This window comes from Ensifer adhaerens, assembly GCF_001270265.1.
Lineage (GTDB): Bacteria > Pseudomonadota > Alphaproteobacteria > Rhizobiales > Rhizobiaceae > Ensifer > Ensifer adhaerens_B.
Genome location: NZ_LGAP01000002.1, coordinates 304,252 through 320,485, shown reverse-complemented (window position 1 = coordinate 320,485; position 16,234 = coordinate 304,252). Strand labels below are relative to the sequence as shown.

General features: G+C 62.5%; 15 protein-coding genes. 13 read left to right on the top strand and 2 right to left on the bottom strand.

Translation table 11 applies throughout. The features are described 5' to 3' along the window. Positions 1 to 214 precede the first annotated feature (214 nt). The 3 genes from AC244_RS06325 (at position 215) to AC244_RS06315 (ending at position 3,354) form a co-directional block, all read left to right on the top strand. The gene (locus AC244_RS06325; protein WP_053247951.1) at positions 215 to 1,315 is read left to right on the top strand and encodes a sensor histidine kinase; all 1,101 of its coding nucleotides are present in this window, start codon (positions 215 to 217) and stop codon (positions 1,313 to 1,315) included. Positions 1,316 to 1,471: 156 nt separating this feature from the next. Beyond that, the gene (locus tag AC244_RS06320) at positions 1,472 to 2,566 is read left to right on the top strand and encodes a sensor histidine kinase (RefSeq protein ID WP_053247950.1); all 1,095 of its coding nucleotides are present in this window, start codon (positions 1,472 to 1,474) and stop codon (positions 2,564 to 2,566) included. Beyond that, on the top strand, positions 2,563 to 3,354 hold the full coding sequence (locus tag AC244_RS06315) for a LytR/AlgR family response regulator transcription factor (protein ID WP_053247949.1): 792 nt from the start codon (positions 2,563 to 2,565) through the stop codon (positions 3,352 to 3,354). Before AC244_RS06320 ends, AC244_RS06315 begins: the two co-directional genes overlap by 4 nt. Before the next feature lie 171 nt (positions 3,355 to 3,525). Here the strand turns inward: AC244_RS06315 and AC244_RS06310 are convergent, their stop codons facing one another. After that, positions 3,526 to 4,323 carry an NAD-dependent epimerase/dehydratase family protein gene (locus AC244_RS06310; RefSeq protein ID WP_053247948.1) on the bottom strand — a complete coding sequence of 266 codons (798 nt, stop codon included), beginning with the start codon at positions 4,321 to 4,323 and terminating at the stop codon, positions 3,526 to 3,528. Positions 4,324 to 4,509: 186 nt separating this feature from the next. Here AC244_RS06310 and AC244_RS06305 point away from each other — a divergent pair, with 186 nt between their 5' ends. From AC244_RS06305 to AC244_RS06270, 8 genes are all read left to right on the top strand, one after another. Beyond that, entirely contained in the window at positions 4,510 to 5,262 is a 753-nt protein-coding gene (locus tag AC244_RS06305; protein ID WP_053247947.1) for a FadR/GntR family transcriptional regulator, read from the top strand. 69 nt (positions 5,263 to 5,331) lie between these two features. Further along, the gene (gene kdgD / locus AC244_RS06300; RefSeq protein ID WP_053247946.1) at positions 5,332 to 6,237 is read left to right on the top strand and encodes a 5-dehydro-4-deoxyglucarate dehydratase; all 906 of its coding nucleotides are present in this window, start codon (positions 5,332 to 5,334) and stop codon (positions 6,235 to 6,237) included. Between the two features lies 1 nt (position 6,238). After that, positions 6,239 to 7,375 carry a mandelate racemase/muconate lactonizing enzyme family protein gene (locus AC244_RS06295; RefSeq protein ID WP_053247945.1) on the top strand — a complete coding sequence of 379 codons (1,137 nt, stop codon included), beginning with the start codon at positions 6,239 to 6,241 and terminating at the stop codon, positions 7,373 to 7,375. Between the two features lies 1 nt (position 7,376). Then, entirely contained in the window at positions 7,377 to 8,258 is an 882-nt protein-coding gene (locus AC244_RS06290) for an amidohydrolase family protein (RefSeq protein WP_053247944.1), read from the top strand. A 60-nt stretch (positions 8,259 to 8,318) separates the two neighbouring features. Continuing rightward, positions 8,319 to 9,293: a TRAP transporter substrate-binding protein gene (locus AC244_RS06285; protein ID WP_053247943.1), complete on the top strand. Its 975-nt coding sequence runs from the start codon at positions 8,319 to 8,321 to the stop codon at positions 9,291 to 9,293. Positions 9,294 to 9,373: 80 nt separating this feature from the next. After that, the gene (locus AC244_RS06280) at positions 9,374 to 9,895 is read left to right on the top strand and encodes a TRAP transporter small permease (RefSeq protein ID WP_053247942.1); all 522 of its coding nucleotides are present in this window, start codon (positions 9,374 to 9,376) and stop codon (positions 9,893 to 9,895) included. Continuing rightward, entirely contained in the window at positions 9,895 to 11,175 is a 1,281-nt protein-coding gene (locus tag AC244_RS06275; RefSeq protein WP_082366756.1) for a TRAP transporter large permease, read from the top strand. Before AC244_RS06280 ends, AC244_RS06275 begins: the two co-directional genes overlap by 1 nt. Before the next feature lie 128 nt (positions 11,176 to 11,303). Further along, positions 11,304 to 12,260 (top strand): DUF817 domain-containing protein, encoded by a 957-nt coding sequence (locus AC244_RS06270; RefSeq protein WP_053248390.1) that lies wholly within the window; start codon positions 11,304 to 11,306, stop codon positions 12,258 to 12,260. A 39-nt stretch (positions 12,261 to 12,299) separates the two neighbouring features. On the opposite strand, the gene AC244_RS06265 is transcribed toward AC244_RS06270, so the two are convergent. Next, on the bottom strand, positions 12,300 to 13,193 hold the full coding sequence (locus tag AC244_RS06265) for a LysR family transcriptional regulator (protein ID WP_053247941.1): 894 nt from the start codon (positions 13,191 to 13,193) through the stop codon (positions 12,300 to 12,302). Positions 13,194 to 13,418: 225 nt separating this feature from the next. On the opposite strand from AC244_RS06265, the gene AC244_RS06260 reads away from it, so the two are divergent. Further along, complete coding sequence (locus AC244_RS06260) at positions 13,419 to 14,030, top strand: glutathione S-transferase family protein (RefSeq protein ID WP_053248389.1); 612 nt, start codon at positions 13,419 to 13,421, stop codon at positions 14,028 to 14,030. A 60-nt stretch (positions 14,031 to 14,090) separates the two neighbouring features. Further along, positions 14,091 to 16,151 carry a pyridoxamine 5'-phosphate oxidase family protein gene (locus AC244_RS06255; protein WP_053247940.1) on the top strand — a complete coding sequence of 687 codons (2,061 nt, stop codon included), beginning with the start codon at positions 14,091 to 14,093 and terminating at the stop codon, positions 16,149 to 16,151. Positions 16,152 to 16,234: the final 83 nt, after the last annotated feature.

Below are 16,234 nucleotides of genomic sequence, written 5' to 3'. Positions count from 1 at the left end.
TTTTCATTTGCGTTCGTCAGCGCACAACCCCCAGGCGAATACGAGCCGGGGGGCGGCGGGTCATGGGGCGCTATAGCAAGCCGGGGAAAGGGGAGAATTCTGCTTTCTGCAAACGGCAAATTGCAGCGCCGAAAGGTTGGGGCTTTCTGCAAACGGCTCGATTTCGCCGACGAACGGCAATCGACAACCATCTCGGCTTGAGGGATAAACCCACATGGCACGAGGAAATGACACGGCTTCGCCGGAAGAGACTCAGTATACCGCAGGTGTTCGCCGTGCGACGCTTTCCTTCGGCTTCCTCTATCAATTCATGCAGGGCGTCATCAGCAGCGTATTATGGGCAGTCCTCGGATATGACCCAATAGAAGTTGCGCCGATCACCTTGATCCTGGTGTTGAACGGCACGCTGATGTCCTATGCGATGGCGGCCACGCTCTTCAGGTGCAGGGAGCGTTCCATTCTCTTCAAGCTCCTGGTCGGCTCCGCCTTGTCGCTCGTCGCTGCAGTGATCAACGCCGGCGTCGACCTCGCTTGCCACTTTCTTATCGCGCATGGCGATCCGGCGGACGTCAACTGGACCAATGTCACCTATACCGTCATCTATTGCCTGGCGCTGTTCCACGGATGGGCTTTCTTCTGCATTGCGCTTCTCTCCAATTTTGAGCTGCGCGAACGCGAACGGCGCCTGGCCTTGACGCGAGAAGAGGCGTTAGCGGCGCAGATGCGGGCGCTGCGCTACCAGGTCAACCCGCACTTCCTGTTCAACACCTTGAATTCGATCGCCGGGCTGATCGAGGAAGGTTCTTCGACGGCGGCGGGTCGAATGGTGCTTTCACTCTCCTCCTTCCTGCGCACGACGCTCGAACTCGACCCAATGCAGGACGTCTGTCTCGCCGACGAACTGGCACTGCAGATCGGCTATCTCAACATCGAGGGCGAGCGCTTCTCGGACCGCATGCGACTGAAGCTCGACATCGCACCCGGCCTGGAGCAGGCGCTCGTGCCGAGCCTCATTCTCCAGCCGCTGATCGAGAATGCGGTGAAACACGGCGTCGGCAGTTCGGCCGGCGCGGTCGAAATCCTGATCAGTGCGGCACGCCACGGTGAAACCCTCGAGCTTTCCGTCGAAAACGATCTGACGACCGAACCGCAATGCGCGATCAAAAAGCCTCCGGGAACGGGCACAGGCCTCAAGAATGTCGCCGACCGCATCAGGGCCCGATTTCCCGAGATGGGGGCCTTCATCTCCGGTCTTGTCGCACCACACCGCTTTCGGGCGGCGATCACCATGCCCTTGAGGCTGGCATGCCCCTAAGGCCTCCGCGGAGCGGCAAGCCGGCAAAAGCAAGGGGGTTTGCATTCCGCAAGCGGCAAATGGCAGCGCCCGAAAGGTCAGGACTTTCTGCAAACGGCTTGATTTCGCCGACCAACGACAATCGACATTGGCGGCCGGTTGAACGATAAAAATGGCATGAAACCCAAGGACGAAACAAAATCGCGGGACGAAAGCGCCTATATCGGCAGCGTTCGGCGCACGACGCTCTGGCTCGGTTTTCTCTATTGGTTCGTGGAATTCCTCATCAGCAGTATCCTGTGGGGCATACTCGGAATCGATCCGATCGTGTCTGCCCCCGGCAAATTGCTGCTGATGTCCTGTGGCATGGTTCTTTCCTACGGTATCGCGGCGGCGATGTTTCGGGTTAGGCACCGGCATATCGCCACCAAGATCGTCGTTGGATTCTCGACCTCTCTCATTGCCGCCTTTGCCAATACCGGCATCGACTTCCTGCTCTATGTTTTATTCGTGCGTCCCGACCCGATCACGGTCGACTGGACGAATACCGGTTACACGCTCGTCTACAGCATGGCGACGTTCGTGGGGTGGTCGTTCTTCTTCGTCGCGCTGCTCTACAGCTTCGAGCTGCGTGAGCGCGAACGGCGCCTGGCGATCTCGCGCGAGGAAGCACTGGCCGCGCAAATGCGTGCGCTCCGATACCAGGTCAATCCGCACTTTCTGTTCAATACGCTGAACTCCATCACCGGCCTGATCGAGGAAGGGCAGACCATTGCAGCGACGCGCATGGTGATGTCGCTTTCGAACTTTCTGCGCACGACGTTGGAGCTCGACCCGCTGCACGACGTGCGGCTTGCGGATGAACTTGCCCTGCAAACCGGATATCTGCATATCGAAGGCGAGCGTTACTCCGACCGGATGAAGCTGCGGATGGACATCGCCAATGGCCTGGAAGAGGCTCTGGTGCCAAGCCTGATCCTGCAGCCCTTGATCGAGAACGCCGTGAAACACGGCGTCGGCCGCTCTCCTGATCAGGTTGAGATCGTCATCAGCGCGGCCAAGGTCGGCCATGCGCTCGAGATCGCCGTCGAAAACGATATCGCGCCGGAGACCGGGGGCGGGCGACGCCAGTCTTCCGGCACCGGGATCGGTCTCAAGAATGTCGCCGATCGGGTGCAGGCGCGCTTTCCAGGCGTCGGCGCCTGTGTATCCGGCCTTGTAACGCCCAAGCGTTTCAGAGCAGCAATCACAATGCCCCTGAGGCTCGCATGAACGAAATCCAGATAGAGCCCCTGTCGATCCTCGTCATCGATGACGAGCCCCTGGCGCGGCGCCGCCTTATACGCCTGCTCGGGGCTATGTCCGGGATCAAGATCGTCGGGACGGCCGGCAATGTGGAGCAGGCCTGCGTTCTCGTCGCCGAACTTTTGCCGGACGTGATCCTGCTCGACATCCAGATGCCCGGCGGCACCGGCTTCGACATTTTGGAACGGCTGGGCAACAACGCACCTGCCGTCGTTTTCGTGACCGCCTTCGACCACTATGCCCTTCGCGCCTTCGAGGCCGCCGCGGTCGACTATGTCACCAAACCGATCGAGCCCAATCGTCTACGAACCGCGATCGACCGGGCCCGCATGGCGATTGCGGCACGAACAAGCGCCGAACGCGTGCTGGAACTCAACGAAACCGTGCGGGCGCTCCGGCAGGCGCTTCGCAAGCAGGAAGCGCAGGTCGCCGATATCTGGGTGAAGGCCAGAGGCGAGTTCATTCGCATCGCGCTCGATCGCGTGGTGCGGTTCCAGGCGGAGCGCGACTATGTCCGCATCCACACCGAAAACAAATCCTACCTGCACCACGAGAGCCTGGCGTCACTGGAAGGCTGGCTGGACCCGGCTGAATTTCTCCGGCTCCACCGAAGCTCGATCGTTCGGCGCCATTGCATCGTCGGCTTGCGCCAGGCGCCCTTTGCCGCCTTGATCGCGCTTCTGTCGGACGGAAGCGAAATCCGCGTCGGGCGAACCTACGTAAAGCACGTGCGCCCCCTCTCCACAGAGCGCTAGAGCATTTCCAGGAAAAAGTGCGAAGCGGCATTTCCGTCAGGAAATGCGTAAAAACAAAGAGATGGAACGTTTCTGCGACTCCGTCTAAACCGGAAACGCTTTAGCACGCCGGCCGACCGCAGCATCCAACGGCGCACTGTCGCCGATGGCAAAGGTCAGGCTACCATCCCCCTAGTCCTCGGTAAAGATCGGGTCCTGCGTGAACAATCCGCCCTGGTAGACGGCCAGCGGCGACGATACCTCCGGCCGGCCGGGGGAGGTCTCAAGTTCGGCGCGGAAGCGCTCGGCATTGTCGCGCGGCCGCCAACCGAGATAGGCGGCGTGTGAGTTGTCCCACCAGCGGCTGTCATTGTCTGAGATCCCCCAAAGGATCGGGCAACCGAGCATCGGCGCTCTAAAGACGCAGGCGATCAGCGCCGCAAAATCGTCATAGGACATCCAGGTCGAAAGCATGCGGTGGTTCACCGGCTTCTCCATGCAACTGCCGATGCGAACCAGCGCCGTCTCCTGGCCGAATTTCTCGAAATACATGCGGGCCAGTGCCTCACCGAAACATTTCGACACGCCGTAGAGGCCATCGGGACGCATCGGCGCATCCGCCTCCACGTGCTCGTCCTGCCGGTAGAAGCCGACCGTATGGTTGGAGCTGGCAAAGAGAATGCGCGGCTGTCCATAGGCCCGTGCTGCTTCGTAGAGATTGTAGAGACCCAGCAGGTTCGCATTGAGGATCTTGGAGAACTTGTCTTCGACCGAGATACCGCCCAGATGGAGAATGGCATCGCAGCCCTCGACCAGCCGATGCACGGCAGCCGCATCGCCGAGATCGCAGGACATGATCTCCTCATGCGGCGCTGCGGTGCCAAGATCGGCGATATCCGAGAGGCGTACGACCTCGGCTAGATGGGCCACCCGCCCCCGCATGGCGCGACCCAATGCGCCCGCAGCACCTGTGATCAACAATCGCTTCAAGTCTCGTCCTCCGCAACCGGCGCGCCGCGCAGCCGGTATCGATGCATTGCATTTACGCTCAACTCATCATACAGGTTGAGGCAATGGCGTCAATAAATCGGACATGGGATGCAAGCGCCGATGAATTTGGCATACAGGTTGGCCAGGTAGCCGGTAGCATGCCAACGACCACAAGAAGGAGACGAGATGAGCGTTCAGGTGAAACTGGAGCCGGGCACCGGAACAGGCACGTTGACGTCGAGGCTCGGCGACACGCTGCGGCGCGCGATTGCCGCCGGCCAATTTCCCCCGGGCAGTAAGCTGCCGAGCGAGGCGCAGCTCTCCGAAACCCATGGCGTTAGCAGAACGGTCGTGCGCGAGGCGATCGCCGCACTTCGGGCAGACAGGCTGGTCGAAGCGCGCCAGGGCGCCGGTGTTTTCGTGCTCGACACTCCGCCCGCCGCCGGCCCCGTAGCGCTCTTCCTGCAGCATATCGACCCGGCACGGGTATCTTCGATGATCGAACTGCTGGAATTGCGAACGGCAGTGGAGGTGGAAGCCGCGGGGCTTGCAGCGCTTCGCCGGTCGCCGGCGCAGGAAGAGGTGATCATCGAACGGCACTATGCGGTGCGCGCCTGTCTCAACGCCGGCGTCTCCAGTGTCGAGGCGGATTTTGCCCTGCATCTCGCCATAGCCGAGGCCACCAACAACCCGCGCTTTCGCGAGTTCCTGGCCATGATCGGCCGAAACGTCATCCCGCGCGGGGCGCTGCGCAACGACGACAGCGAACAGGACCAGTCGGCCTATATCGCTATGCTCGACAATGAGCACAACGACATCGTCGTTGCCATATCGAACGGCGACGAGGAGGGTGCCCGGGAAGCAATGCGGCGGCATCTGCGCGGCAGCCAGGCACGCTACCGGACGTTGCTACGCGAACAGCGAGAACCTGTACGATAAGCTGTTGACACAAATTCATCATACATGTACGACAACATTGCCAGAGGAGGCAGGCAGAGGAAATCCAGCATGACGCCGCAAGAAATCAAGGCCGCGCTTGGCGCCGGCCTGCTGTCATTCCCCGTGACGCATTTTGACACGGAGCGAAAGTTCCGTCCCGAAAGCTACCGTCGCCACGTCGAATGGCTTTCCGGCTTCGACGCTCCGGTGCTGTTTGCCGCCGGCGGAACCGGCGAGTTCTTTTCGCTTTCACCGAAGGAAATACCCGGCATCGTCGCCGCCGCGAAGGAGGCTTCCGGCAAGACCGCGATCGTTTCGGGATGCGGCTTCGGCACCGAGATCGGCGTCGAACTGGCCCGCGCGGTCGAAAAATCAGGCGCGGACGGCATCCTGCTTCTGCCGCATTACCTGATCGACGCGCCGCAGGAAGGGCTCTTCGTTCATGTGAGAGAGATCTGCCAATCTGTCGGCATCGGCGTCATGGTCTATAACCGCGACAACTCGGTGCTGGCGGTCGATACGCTGAAGCGCCTGTGCGACGAATGCCCCAACCTCATCGGCTTCAAGGATGGAACGGGCGATATCGGCCTCATCCGCCAGATCACCGCTACGATGGGCGACCGGCTCACCTATCTCGGCGGCATGCCGACGGCCGAACTCTTCGCCGAAGCCTATCTCGGAGCGGGCTTCACCACCTATTCGTCAGCCGTCTTCAACTTCGTGCCGGGGCTCGCCGTCGAATTCTACAGGGCACTGCGCGCCGGCAATCGGACACGCTGCGAAGAAATCCTGCGGGATTTCTTCTACCCCTTCATGGCCATCCGCAACCGCCGCAAGGGCTATGCCGTCGCCGCGATCAAGGCCGGCGTCCGGCTGCAGGGTTTCGATGCGGGCAGCGTTCGACCGCCGCTCGACGACCTGACGCCTCAGGAAGAAGACATGCTCGCAACGCTCATTGCGCCCTGGAAACGCTAGGATGAAAATCACGGCCATCCGCACGCATCTGCTGGAGCATCGCCTTGCGGTGCCGTTCGAGAGCGCGTCGATGCGCTTCGACCGGCGCGCCCATGTGCTGGTGGAGATTGTCTGCGACGACGGCACCACCGGCTGGGGTGAATGCCTCGGCCCGGCAAGGCCGAACGCCGCAGTGGTTGGCGCCTATACACCCTGGCTTGTCGGCACCGATCCACTGGAAACCGAAAAGATCTGGGCGCGGCTCTACAATGCGCTGCGCGACCAGGGCCAGCGCGGCCTCGCGCTCACTGCCCTGTCGGGGATCGACATCGCGCTTTGGGATATCAAGGGCAAATATTTCGACGTACCTGTCTCCACGCTTCTCGGCGGGCGCTTCCGGGAAACGGTCAGGGCCTATGCGACCGGCAGCTTCAAGCGCGACGGTATCGACCGCGTCGAGGACAATGCTGCAGAAGTCGCGCGCTATCACGCAGAGGGTTTTCACGCCAGCAAGATCAAGATCGGCTTTGGCGTCAGCGAAGACCTCGCCGTCGTGCGTGCTGTGCGCGACGCCGTCGGGCCGGACATGCGACTGATGGTTGACGCTAATCACGGCTACGACGTGCTCGAAGCGCTCGAATTCGGGCGCAAGGCCGCCGAACTTGATATCGATTGGTTCGAGGAGCCGGTCGTGCCGGAACAGCTCGGCGCCTATCGCGAGGTGCGCGCCGGCCAGCCGATACCGGTGGCCGGTGGCGAAACCTGGCACAGCCGCTGGGGCATGCGCGAACCGGTCGAGACGCGCGCCGTCGACATTCTCCAGCCCGATCTCGCCGGCGTCGGCGGGTTCACCGAGGCTCGGCGCGTCGCCGATTTGGCAGCACTCCACGGCATCCGCGTCGTGCCGCATGTCTGGGGCACGGCGGTTCATATCGCTGCAGCCCTCCAGTTCATGGCATCGATGGTACCCAATCCGGTACGCGTCAATCCGATCGAGCCGATCCTGGAATTCGATCGCACTGAAAACCCGTTCCGACAGGCGGTGATCAAAACACCGATCGAGCATGACCAGGGGGTTGTCAAAATCCCCGATGGCCCGGGACTTGGCATCGAGATCGACCGCGATGCGCTTGCCGAGTTCCGGATGAGGGATGATTGAGATGCTGGTCAGAATGCTCTCCGGTCGCCCGCCCAAAATCGCGCTGCCAAGAGGCACGGTTGACACGCAGATGCATATGTATCTGCCCGGCTTTCCCGCCCGCCCGGGCGGGCCAGCGCTGCCCGCCGGCGCCCTGCCCGATGCGGATCAATATAGAGAATTCATGCGCTGGCTCGGCATAGACAGGGTCATCATCACCCAGGGCAATGCCCATCAGCGCGACAATGCCAACCTGATCGCCTGCCTGAACGCGATGGGCCCCGTGGCCCGCGGCGTCGCAGCCTTCGGCGCGGAAACCTCGGAAAGCGAGCTGAATGCCCTATCGGCCGCAGGGGTCATCGGCGCAAGGATCATGGATCTGCCTGGTGGCGCCGTCGGCCTCGACGAACTCGAAGCGGTGGATGAGCGCGCGGCAGCACGCGACTGGATGGTTGCCGTCCAGTTCGACGGCAGCAACATCCTTGAGCACGAACCAAGACTGAAGACGCTAAAATCCCGCTGGGTCCTTGATCATCACGGCAAGTTTTTCTCCGGCGCGGCACCCGATGGGCCCGAAATCGCCGCGGTCAGGCGACTGATCGACGCCGGCAATTGCTGGTTCAAGTTCGCAGGCGTCTACGAATCCTCAAAAGTCGGCGGCCCCGACTTTGCCGACGTCGCCGCGCTGTCGCGCGCGATTGCCGCGCACGCGCCCGAACGCGTCGTCTGGGGCAGCAACTGGCCGCACAACCTCGCAAAGACCAACGCCGACTATCCCGACGACGCCGAACTGACAGACACGGTTCTGGGCTGGCTGCCCGATGCTAAAGCCCGTCATCGCGTGCTCGTCGAAAATCCTGAACGGCTCTTTGGCTTGAAGCCATTCACGGACGGAGGTGCCTGAAGCCACCCGCATTCGTCCGGAGCGAGGAGGCTTCGGCGCTACAAGAAGGAGGAGGACAAAATGAACATCGCAAAAACGCTTTGCCTGGCCCTGGGCGTTGCCCTTGGCGCCGGCACCTTGCAGGCGCAGGAAATCACATTGCGCTCGGCCGACATCCACCCGGATGGTTATCCGACCGTCGAGGCGGTGAAATACATGGGCGAGCTGGTTGCCAAGCGCACAAATGGCCGCATCAAGATCGACGTCACCAACAACGCAGCGCTTGGCAGCGAGAAGGACACGATCGAGCAGACCCGCTTCGGCGTCATCGACCTGAACCGCGTCAACGCCGCACCGTTCAACAATCTGGTGCCGCAAACCGTGGTGCTCGGGCTTCCTTTCCTGTTCCGCTCGACCGAGCACATGCACAAGACCGTCGACGGACCGATCGGCGACGAGGTGCTGGCCGCCTTCGAACCGCACGGCCTGATCGGGCTCGCCTTCTACGATTCCGGCGCGCGCTCGTTCTATTCGACCAAGAAGCCGATCGAGAAGCTGGCCGACCTCAAGGGCATGAAGGTTCGCGTCCAGCAGTCGGATCTGTGGATCGCGATGATGGAAGCCTTCGGCGCCAACGCCACTCCGATGCCCTTCGGCGAGGTTTATTCGTCGCTTGAGACGGGTGTCGTGGATGCCGCCGAAAACAACTGGCCGTCCTACGAATCCTCCAGGCATTTCGAGGTTGCCAAGAGCTACACCCTGACCGAACACTCCCTCAATCCGGAGATCCTCGTGATTTCCAAGATGAGCTGGGACAAGCTTTCGCCCGACGACCAGAAGGTCCTGAAAGAAGCGGCGAAGGAATCGGTGGTGAAGATGCGTGAACTCTGGACGGCACGGGAGAAGGCGTCGGAGGAAACGGTTCGCGCAGCCGGGGCCAACGTCATCACCGTCGACAAGGCCGAATTCTCCGCGGCGATGAAGCCGGTCTACGACCGCTTCGTCACTGATCCCCAGATGAAGGATCTTCTCGAACGGATCCGCGCCATCAACTAGCGGCATCCCGCGACCTTACGGAGTGTCCGGCTCGATGGGGCGGACACTCCGCTCGTCGGCAGTCTACGGAGGAAAAGGCAATGTGGCGTTTCATGCAGGCCGTCAGGCCTGTGCTTGCCCGGCTTAGCCGGCTTTCGCTCTACATCTCGGGCCTGGGTCTCGTCACCATGACGGCAATCGTCGGCTGGCAGGTCTTCGCCCGCTATGTCCTCAACGACACGCCCAGCTGGTCGGAACCGCTGTCGCTGCATCTGATGTCGTGGTTCATCGTGCTCGGAGCTGCCGTCGGCGTGCGCGAGAGCGTGCATCTCGGCCTCGACTTCATCCGCCATTCGGCGTCCCCTGCCGTACAGCGCCTGATGGACCTCGTCAGCCTCTCCCTGATCGTGCTCTTCGGCCTGGCCATGAGCTTTTATTCGACCCTGCTTGCCGCCGGCACCTGGGCCGCGACGATCCCCGTGCTCGGCTGGCCGGGCGGCGTCGATTTCTTTCCGATGATCGCAGGTGGCCTGCTGATCGCGCTGTTTGCGGCGGAGCGGCTCGCCGACGTGTCTCTGGGCGCAGCTCCGGTAGCCGACATCGTCATTCAGGAGGCAGCATAGTGGCCTACAGCATTCTCTTCGGCACCTTCACCATACTGATGATGATCGGCATGCCGATCGCCTTCTGCCTCGGCATCGCCTCGCTCGCGACCGTCATCTACATGGGGCTGCCGCCGATCGTCGTCTTCCAGCAGATGAATTCCGGCATGAACGTCTTTGCCATGATGGCCATTCCGTTTTTCATTTTCGCCGGCGACCTGATGGTGCGCGGTGGCATCGCCGACCGCCTGATCCGCTTTGCCGCCGGCATCGTCGGCCATCTGCGCGGCGGCCTCGGCCAGGTCAATATCGTCGCCTCCACGCTGTTCGGAGGGATTTCCGGATCCGCCGTTGCCGACGCATCCGCTGTCGGCGGGTTGATGATCCCACAGATGGCGGCGCGCGGCTACGACCGCAGCTACGCCGTCAACGTTACGGTCAACGCGGCGATCATCGCGCTGATGATCCCGCCCTCCCACAACATGATCCTCTATTCGATCGCGGCCGGCGGCAACGTCTCCGTCGCCGATCTCTTTACCGCCGGCATCCTGCCCGGCCTGTTGCTGGCCGCCGCCCTGATGGTCACGGCCTATGTGGTGGCGCGGAAAAAGGGATACCCGTCGGAGCCCTTCCCGGGCCTGCGCCGCCTCGGCTTCTATCTGCTGGCTTCGCTTCCGGGGCTGCTCTTGATCGGCATCATCTTCGGCGGCGTGCGCTCGGGCGTGTTCACGGCGACCGAAAGCTCGTGCATTGCCGTGTTCTACGCCCTTCTCGTCGCACTCCTCGTTTACCGCGAACTTGATTGGAACGGCTTTGTCGAGGCCGTTCTGCAGGCGGTGCGCACCACCGCGATGGTGCTGCTGGTCATCGGCACCGCCGCCTCCTTCGGCTGGCTGATGGCGTTCCTGCAGGTTCAGCAGGGCATGGTCGCGGCAATCAGTGCGATCTCCGACAATCCAATCATTGTCCTACTGCTGATCAACGTCATTCTGCTGCTGCTCGGCACCTTCATGGACATGGCGCCGCTGGTCATCATCAGCACGCCTGTGCTTCTACCTGTCGTCAAGGCGTTCGGCATCGACCCCGTGCATTTCGGCGTGGTGATGATTTTGAACGCCGGCATCGGCCTCAACACGCCACCGGTCGGCACCGTGCTCTTTGTCGGCTGCGCCGTCGGCGGGATCTCGATCCGCGAGGCGATGCGCACGATCTGGCCGTTCTTCGGCGCAAGCATCGCCGTGTTGATGCTCGTCACCTATATCCCCGGCCTATCCCTCTGGCTGCCAAGCCTGTTCCGGTAGCCGGCGGCTCCACGCGTCTCACATAGACGAGGTTGTGGATCAGCCCGAGCGTCAAGCTCGGGCTGATCCACAATTCGACCGCATTGCCCCGGCACCGCACCAGCGGCACTGGCAAGGGGGCGATTCGCGTGGCTCGGCGATCGGACGATAGACGTTTCACATCGCTCGAAGCGCGCATCGACGCGGCCGCGCACCGGCTGCTCGACCGGCTTCCCGACAGCGGCCTGCTTGGCGGTCTGACGGAACTGCTGGTTTTCGGCATCAAGCAGGCCTTCGCATGCCTTTTCGGCGGCGCGCTGCTGGCGCTGATGATCGCCACCAAACTGTTCTGGCCGGACGAGATCGGCCTTGCCCGTTACGATTTCCTTTTCCTGGCTGCACTCGGCATCCAGCTTCTCATGCTCGCCTGCAAGCTCGAGACCATTGCCGAAGCCAAGGTTATCCTGATCTTCCATATCGTCGGCACGCTCATGGAGATCTTCAAGACGTCCGTCGGCTCCTGGATCTATCCGGAGCCCAGTTTCTTTCGCATCGGCGGCGTGCCGCTTTTTTCGGGGTTCATGTATGCGGCCGTCGGCTCCTACCTGGCGCGCGTGACCCGTATTCTCGAGCTGCATTACACCCACTATCCGCCGCGCTCTGCGACGGTACTGCTGGCTCTCGCCATCTATGCCAACTTCTTCACGCACCACTTCGTCTTCGACCTGCGCTATCTGCTTTTTGCGATCATCGCGATCCTGTTCTGGCGCACGACCGTGCACTACCGCGTCTTCCGGTTCCGCCACCGCATGCCGCTGGTCATTGGTTTTCTGCTCATCGCCCTGTTCATCTGGTTTGCCGAAAACATCGGAACCTGGTCCCGCGCCTGGATCTATCCCTCGCAGCATGCCGGCTGGACACCGGTATCGCTGCATAAGCTGGGCGCCTGGTACCTGTTGATGATCCTGTCCTTCGTGCTGGTTACGCTCGTCCATCGACCGCGACCGCTGCCGGCGGTGCTTCAGCCGCGGTCGGCCGGTAACCTGCATGCGGCGACCGGTGATGGGGGTGCCATCGTCGGCGAGGCACCGCAGATCAGCCGGTGATATCAGCGCAAAAATCCGTGGAGGAAGCTGCGGCGGTCGTCATTTCAGCACAGCCCTGAGCCGAGGGGCGGCGAAATCGACGAAGGCCCTGAGTTTCATCGGCACGTGGCCCTGCGGCAGATAGACCAGTTGAACCGGCAGCGCCGGATGCTCGAAAGGTTCCAGCAACGGCACGAGCAAACCGTCGGCGACGGCGCGTGCCGCCTGGTAAGACAGAACGCGCGTCAGGCCGAGCCCGGCAACCGCAGCGTCGACCGCGGCCTCTGCAGTGTTGACCGCGAGGCGTGACCGGATCGGTGCGGCCATCTCGCCCCTCTCATCGGCAAAGCTCCAGCTACGGTTCGACATCAAGCCTTCGAACGTGATGCAATCATGGTCGGCAAGTTCCTGCGGATGGCCCGGCTTGCCATGTCGGGCGACATAGCTCGGGCTCGCGTAAACGACCCGCCTTATCGTACCGAGCTTGGTGGCGATCAGATTGCTGTCGCGCAGATTGCCGATCCTGAGTGCGACGTCGATGTGATCGTCAACGAGGCTGACGAGCCGATCGCCAAGCGACAGGCGCATGTTGACCTCAGGGTTGGCTTTCAGAAAATCGACGACGACGGGCAGCACATGCAGCCGTCCGAAGACGATCGGCGCCGTCATCGTCAGATCCCCCTTTACCGCGCTGTATTCGCCGGCGGCCACCCGCTCCGCCTCGTCGACCCGAGCGAGAATTTCCCGTGCCGCTTCGACATAGGATCGCCCCGCCTCCGTCAGCTGGACCCTGCGGTTCGTCCGGGTGAGTAATTGCGCGCCGAGGTGGGCTTCAAGCTCCGACACCTTGCGGCTGACCGTTGCCAGCGGCATGCGCAGCTGCCGCGACGCAGCAGACAGGCTTCCGCCCTCGACGACACCGAGCAGCACGGTCATTGCATCCAGTCGATCCATCTGCCTTCCAATATTCAAGAGCCCATCTATCAAGAACGCACTCTACAGCTAAAATCTGGAAGGGCATAGATTGCTGGGGAAGGCAGTTCATTCCGAACCGTCCGAAACCGCGCCAGGCGCTCCGATGATCCGGTTTTCGCTACCGCAGACGCAGGCGAAATGGGGCGCATGGAGCGTCTGCCAGTGCTCCCGATCCACGGGCTCCGCTACCAAGAGGAAATTGCAATGAAACTCTACCGCCATCCGCTTTCGGGTCACTCGCACCGCGCACAGCTCTTCCTGGCTCTGCTTGGCGTGCCGCACGAACTGGTCGATGTCGACCTCCTGGCCAGGGCGCACAAGGCGCCGGATTTCCTCAAGCTCAATTCCTTCGGGCAGGTCCCGGTGCTCGACGACGACGACACTGTGGTAACCGACTCCAACGCCATCCTCGTTTATCTCGCCAAGAAGCTCGGCCGCACCGACTGGCTGCCAGAAGACGCCGTCGGTGCGGCGAAAGTACAGAAATGGCTGTCGGTCGCCGCCGGCGAAATCGCCTACGGACCGGCCGCCGCACGGCTGGTTACCGTTTTCGGCGCAAGCCTTCGCCCCGAAGAGGTGATCGCGAGAGCGCATCGGATCCTGGAGCGGATCGAGGCCGAACTCGCCGACCGCGACTTCCTGCTGGGCAGCCGGCCGTCCATCGCCGACATCGCGCTCTACAGCTATGTCTCCAGTGCGCCCGAAGGCAATGTCGACCTCAGCGGCTACGCCAACGTCAGGGGCTGGCTCGGGCGCATCGAGGCCTTACCGGGTTTCGTCGGCTTCCAGAAAACGGCGGCAGGCCTTGCCGCATAATTGCCCTTGCCAGGGCGGATTGCTTCGCCCTGGCCTTTCCCGTCAGCAAGGAAGCCACCGATGCCGGACACGATCGAACCGAACCGCGCCGCGTCACCGTGGCATGAGGGCGAACTCGCCATTCAACGCAGCCTCGGCGTCGTCGACCGCATGGACGCGCCGGGCCGCAATTTCGTTCGCACCTTCATGCCCGAACAACATCAACAGTTCTATCCGCTGCTGCCCTTCATCGTGCTTGGGACCGTCGATCCCACCGGCAATGTCTGGGCAAGCCTGCGGGCGGGCGAACCGGGTTTCATGCAGGCGCCCGACGCCCATGCCCTCGATGTTCAATTGCCACGCGACCGGAACGACCCCGCCGATGTCGGCATGGAGGACGGAGCCGCGATCGCCATGCTCGGCATCCAGCTGGAAACGCGGCGGCGGAACCGATTGAACGGCACGATCCGACGGATGGACGACGATCGCTTTGCCGTCGCCGTCGGCCAGAGCTTCGGCAACTGTCCGCAATATATTCAGCTTCGGGATTTTTCATTCGTGCGCCAACCGAACGCTCCGCCGGAGACGCGCCCCGTCCACCTCGACGATCTTGATGCCCGTGCGAAGGAGATCATCGCCAACGCCGACACGTTCTTCGTCGCCTCCTACGTCGACCGCGACAACGGCGGGCGTCAGGTGGACGTCTCGCATCGCGGCGGCAGGACCGGCTTTGTCCGTGTTAGCGAGGATGGCGTGCTGACGATCCCCGACTTCGCCGGCAACCTGTTTTTCAACACGCTTGGCAATTTCATGCTCAACCCCAAGGCGGGTCTGCTCTTCGTCGATTTTGCGACCGGAGACATGCTGCAAATGACGGGCGAGGCCGAAGTCATCCTCGCCTCGCCGGAAATCGACGCCTTCCAGGGCGCCGAACGCCTCTGGCGCTTTCGGCCGCGGCAGGTGGTCTACCGGCCGGACGGATCGCCGCTTCGCTGGTCGTTTGGCGAAGCTGGCCGGTCGCCCAATTCGCTGATGACAGGCGATTGGAAGCAGACGGAGGATCGCCTGCGCGCCGCTGCACGTGCCGGAGAATGGCGGCCTTTTCGGGTCATACGCACGCAGGCGGAGAGCACGACCATCCGCTCGCTCTACCTTGAGCCGGCGGACGATGCGGGACTGGTACCGTTTCGCGCCGGCCAGCATCTGTCGATCCGCATCAAGACGGCGGGCAAGCCGGCCGTTCGAAGCTACACGCTTTCGGCCGCCGCTTCCGATGGAGCCTACCGGATCAGTATCAAGCGTGACGGCACCGTCTCGTCCTTTCTCCACGCCCTCGGCCCGGGCGACATCGTCGAGGCACGGGCACCGGCCGGCAGCTTCGTCATCGACGCGACCGAACGGCGGCCGGCGGCGCTTCTTGCCGCCGGCGTCGGCATCACGCCGATGATCGCGATGGTGCGCGACATCCTCTATGAGGGGCAGCGCAAACGGCGTATCCGCCCGACATGGCTGTTCCAATCGGCCCGCAATCTCGATGAACGCGCCTTCGACCAGGAGATCGCATCGCTGATCGATGCCGGCCAAGGCAAGATCCACTTGACGCGCGTGCTCAGCCAACCGGATGGAGCCCGCATTGGCGAGGACTACGACGCCGCCGGCCGCATCGACATCCCGTTGCTGCAATCAATCCTGCCCTTCGACGACTACGACTTCTATCTCTGTGGTCCGCGGCCTTTCATGCAATCGCTCTATGACGGCCTGCGCGCGCTGAACATCGCCGACGCCCGCATCCATGCGGAGACCTTCGGTCTTTCTTCACTCACGCGCAGCCCCGATATCGGATTGTCGGCAACGGCGAAGCCACCGGCCAGCACACCGGTCCGCGTGATTTTTGCGGCCTCCGGCAAGGAAGCTCGCTGGCAACCGGGCGAAGGTACTCTGCTCGACCTGGCCGAGGCCCGCGGCCTTTCGCCAGAATATGGCTGCCGCAACGGCAGCTGCGGCAGTTGCAGCACGCCGGTTCTGGAAGGCGACGTCGCCTATCCGCAGCGGCCCTCGTTCGAGGTCAGCCAAGGCGAGGCCCTCATCTGCTGCGCTGTGCCGGCGAAAAATGACGGGCGGGCACTCCAGCTGGCCGTTTAGGTCCGCGGCATCAATCGCCCGACGACGCTTCGGCACCGTTGCTGCGAGCCATTCGGAGAATCGTGCAAGAATACCGGAGTGCT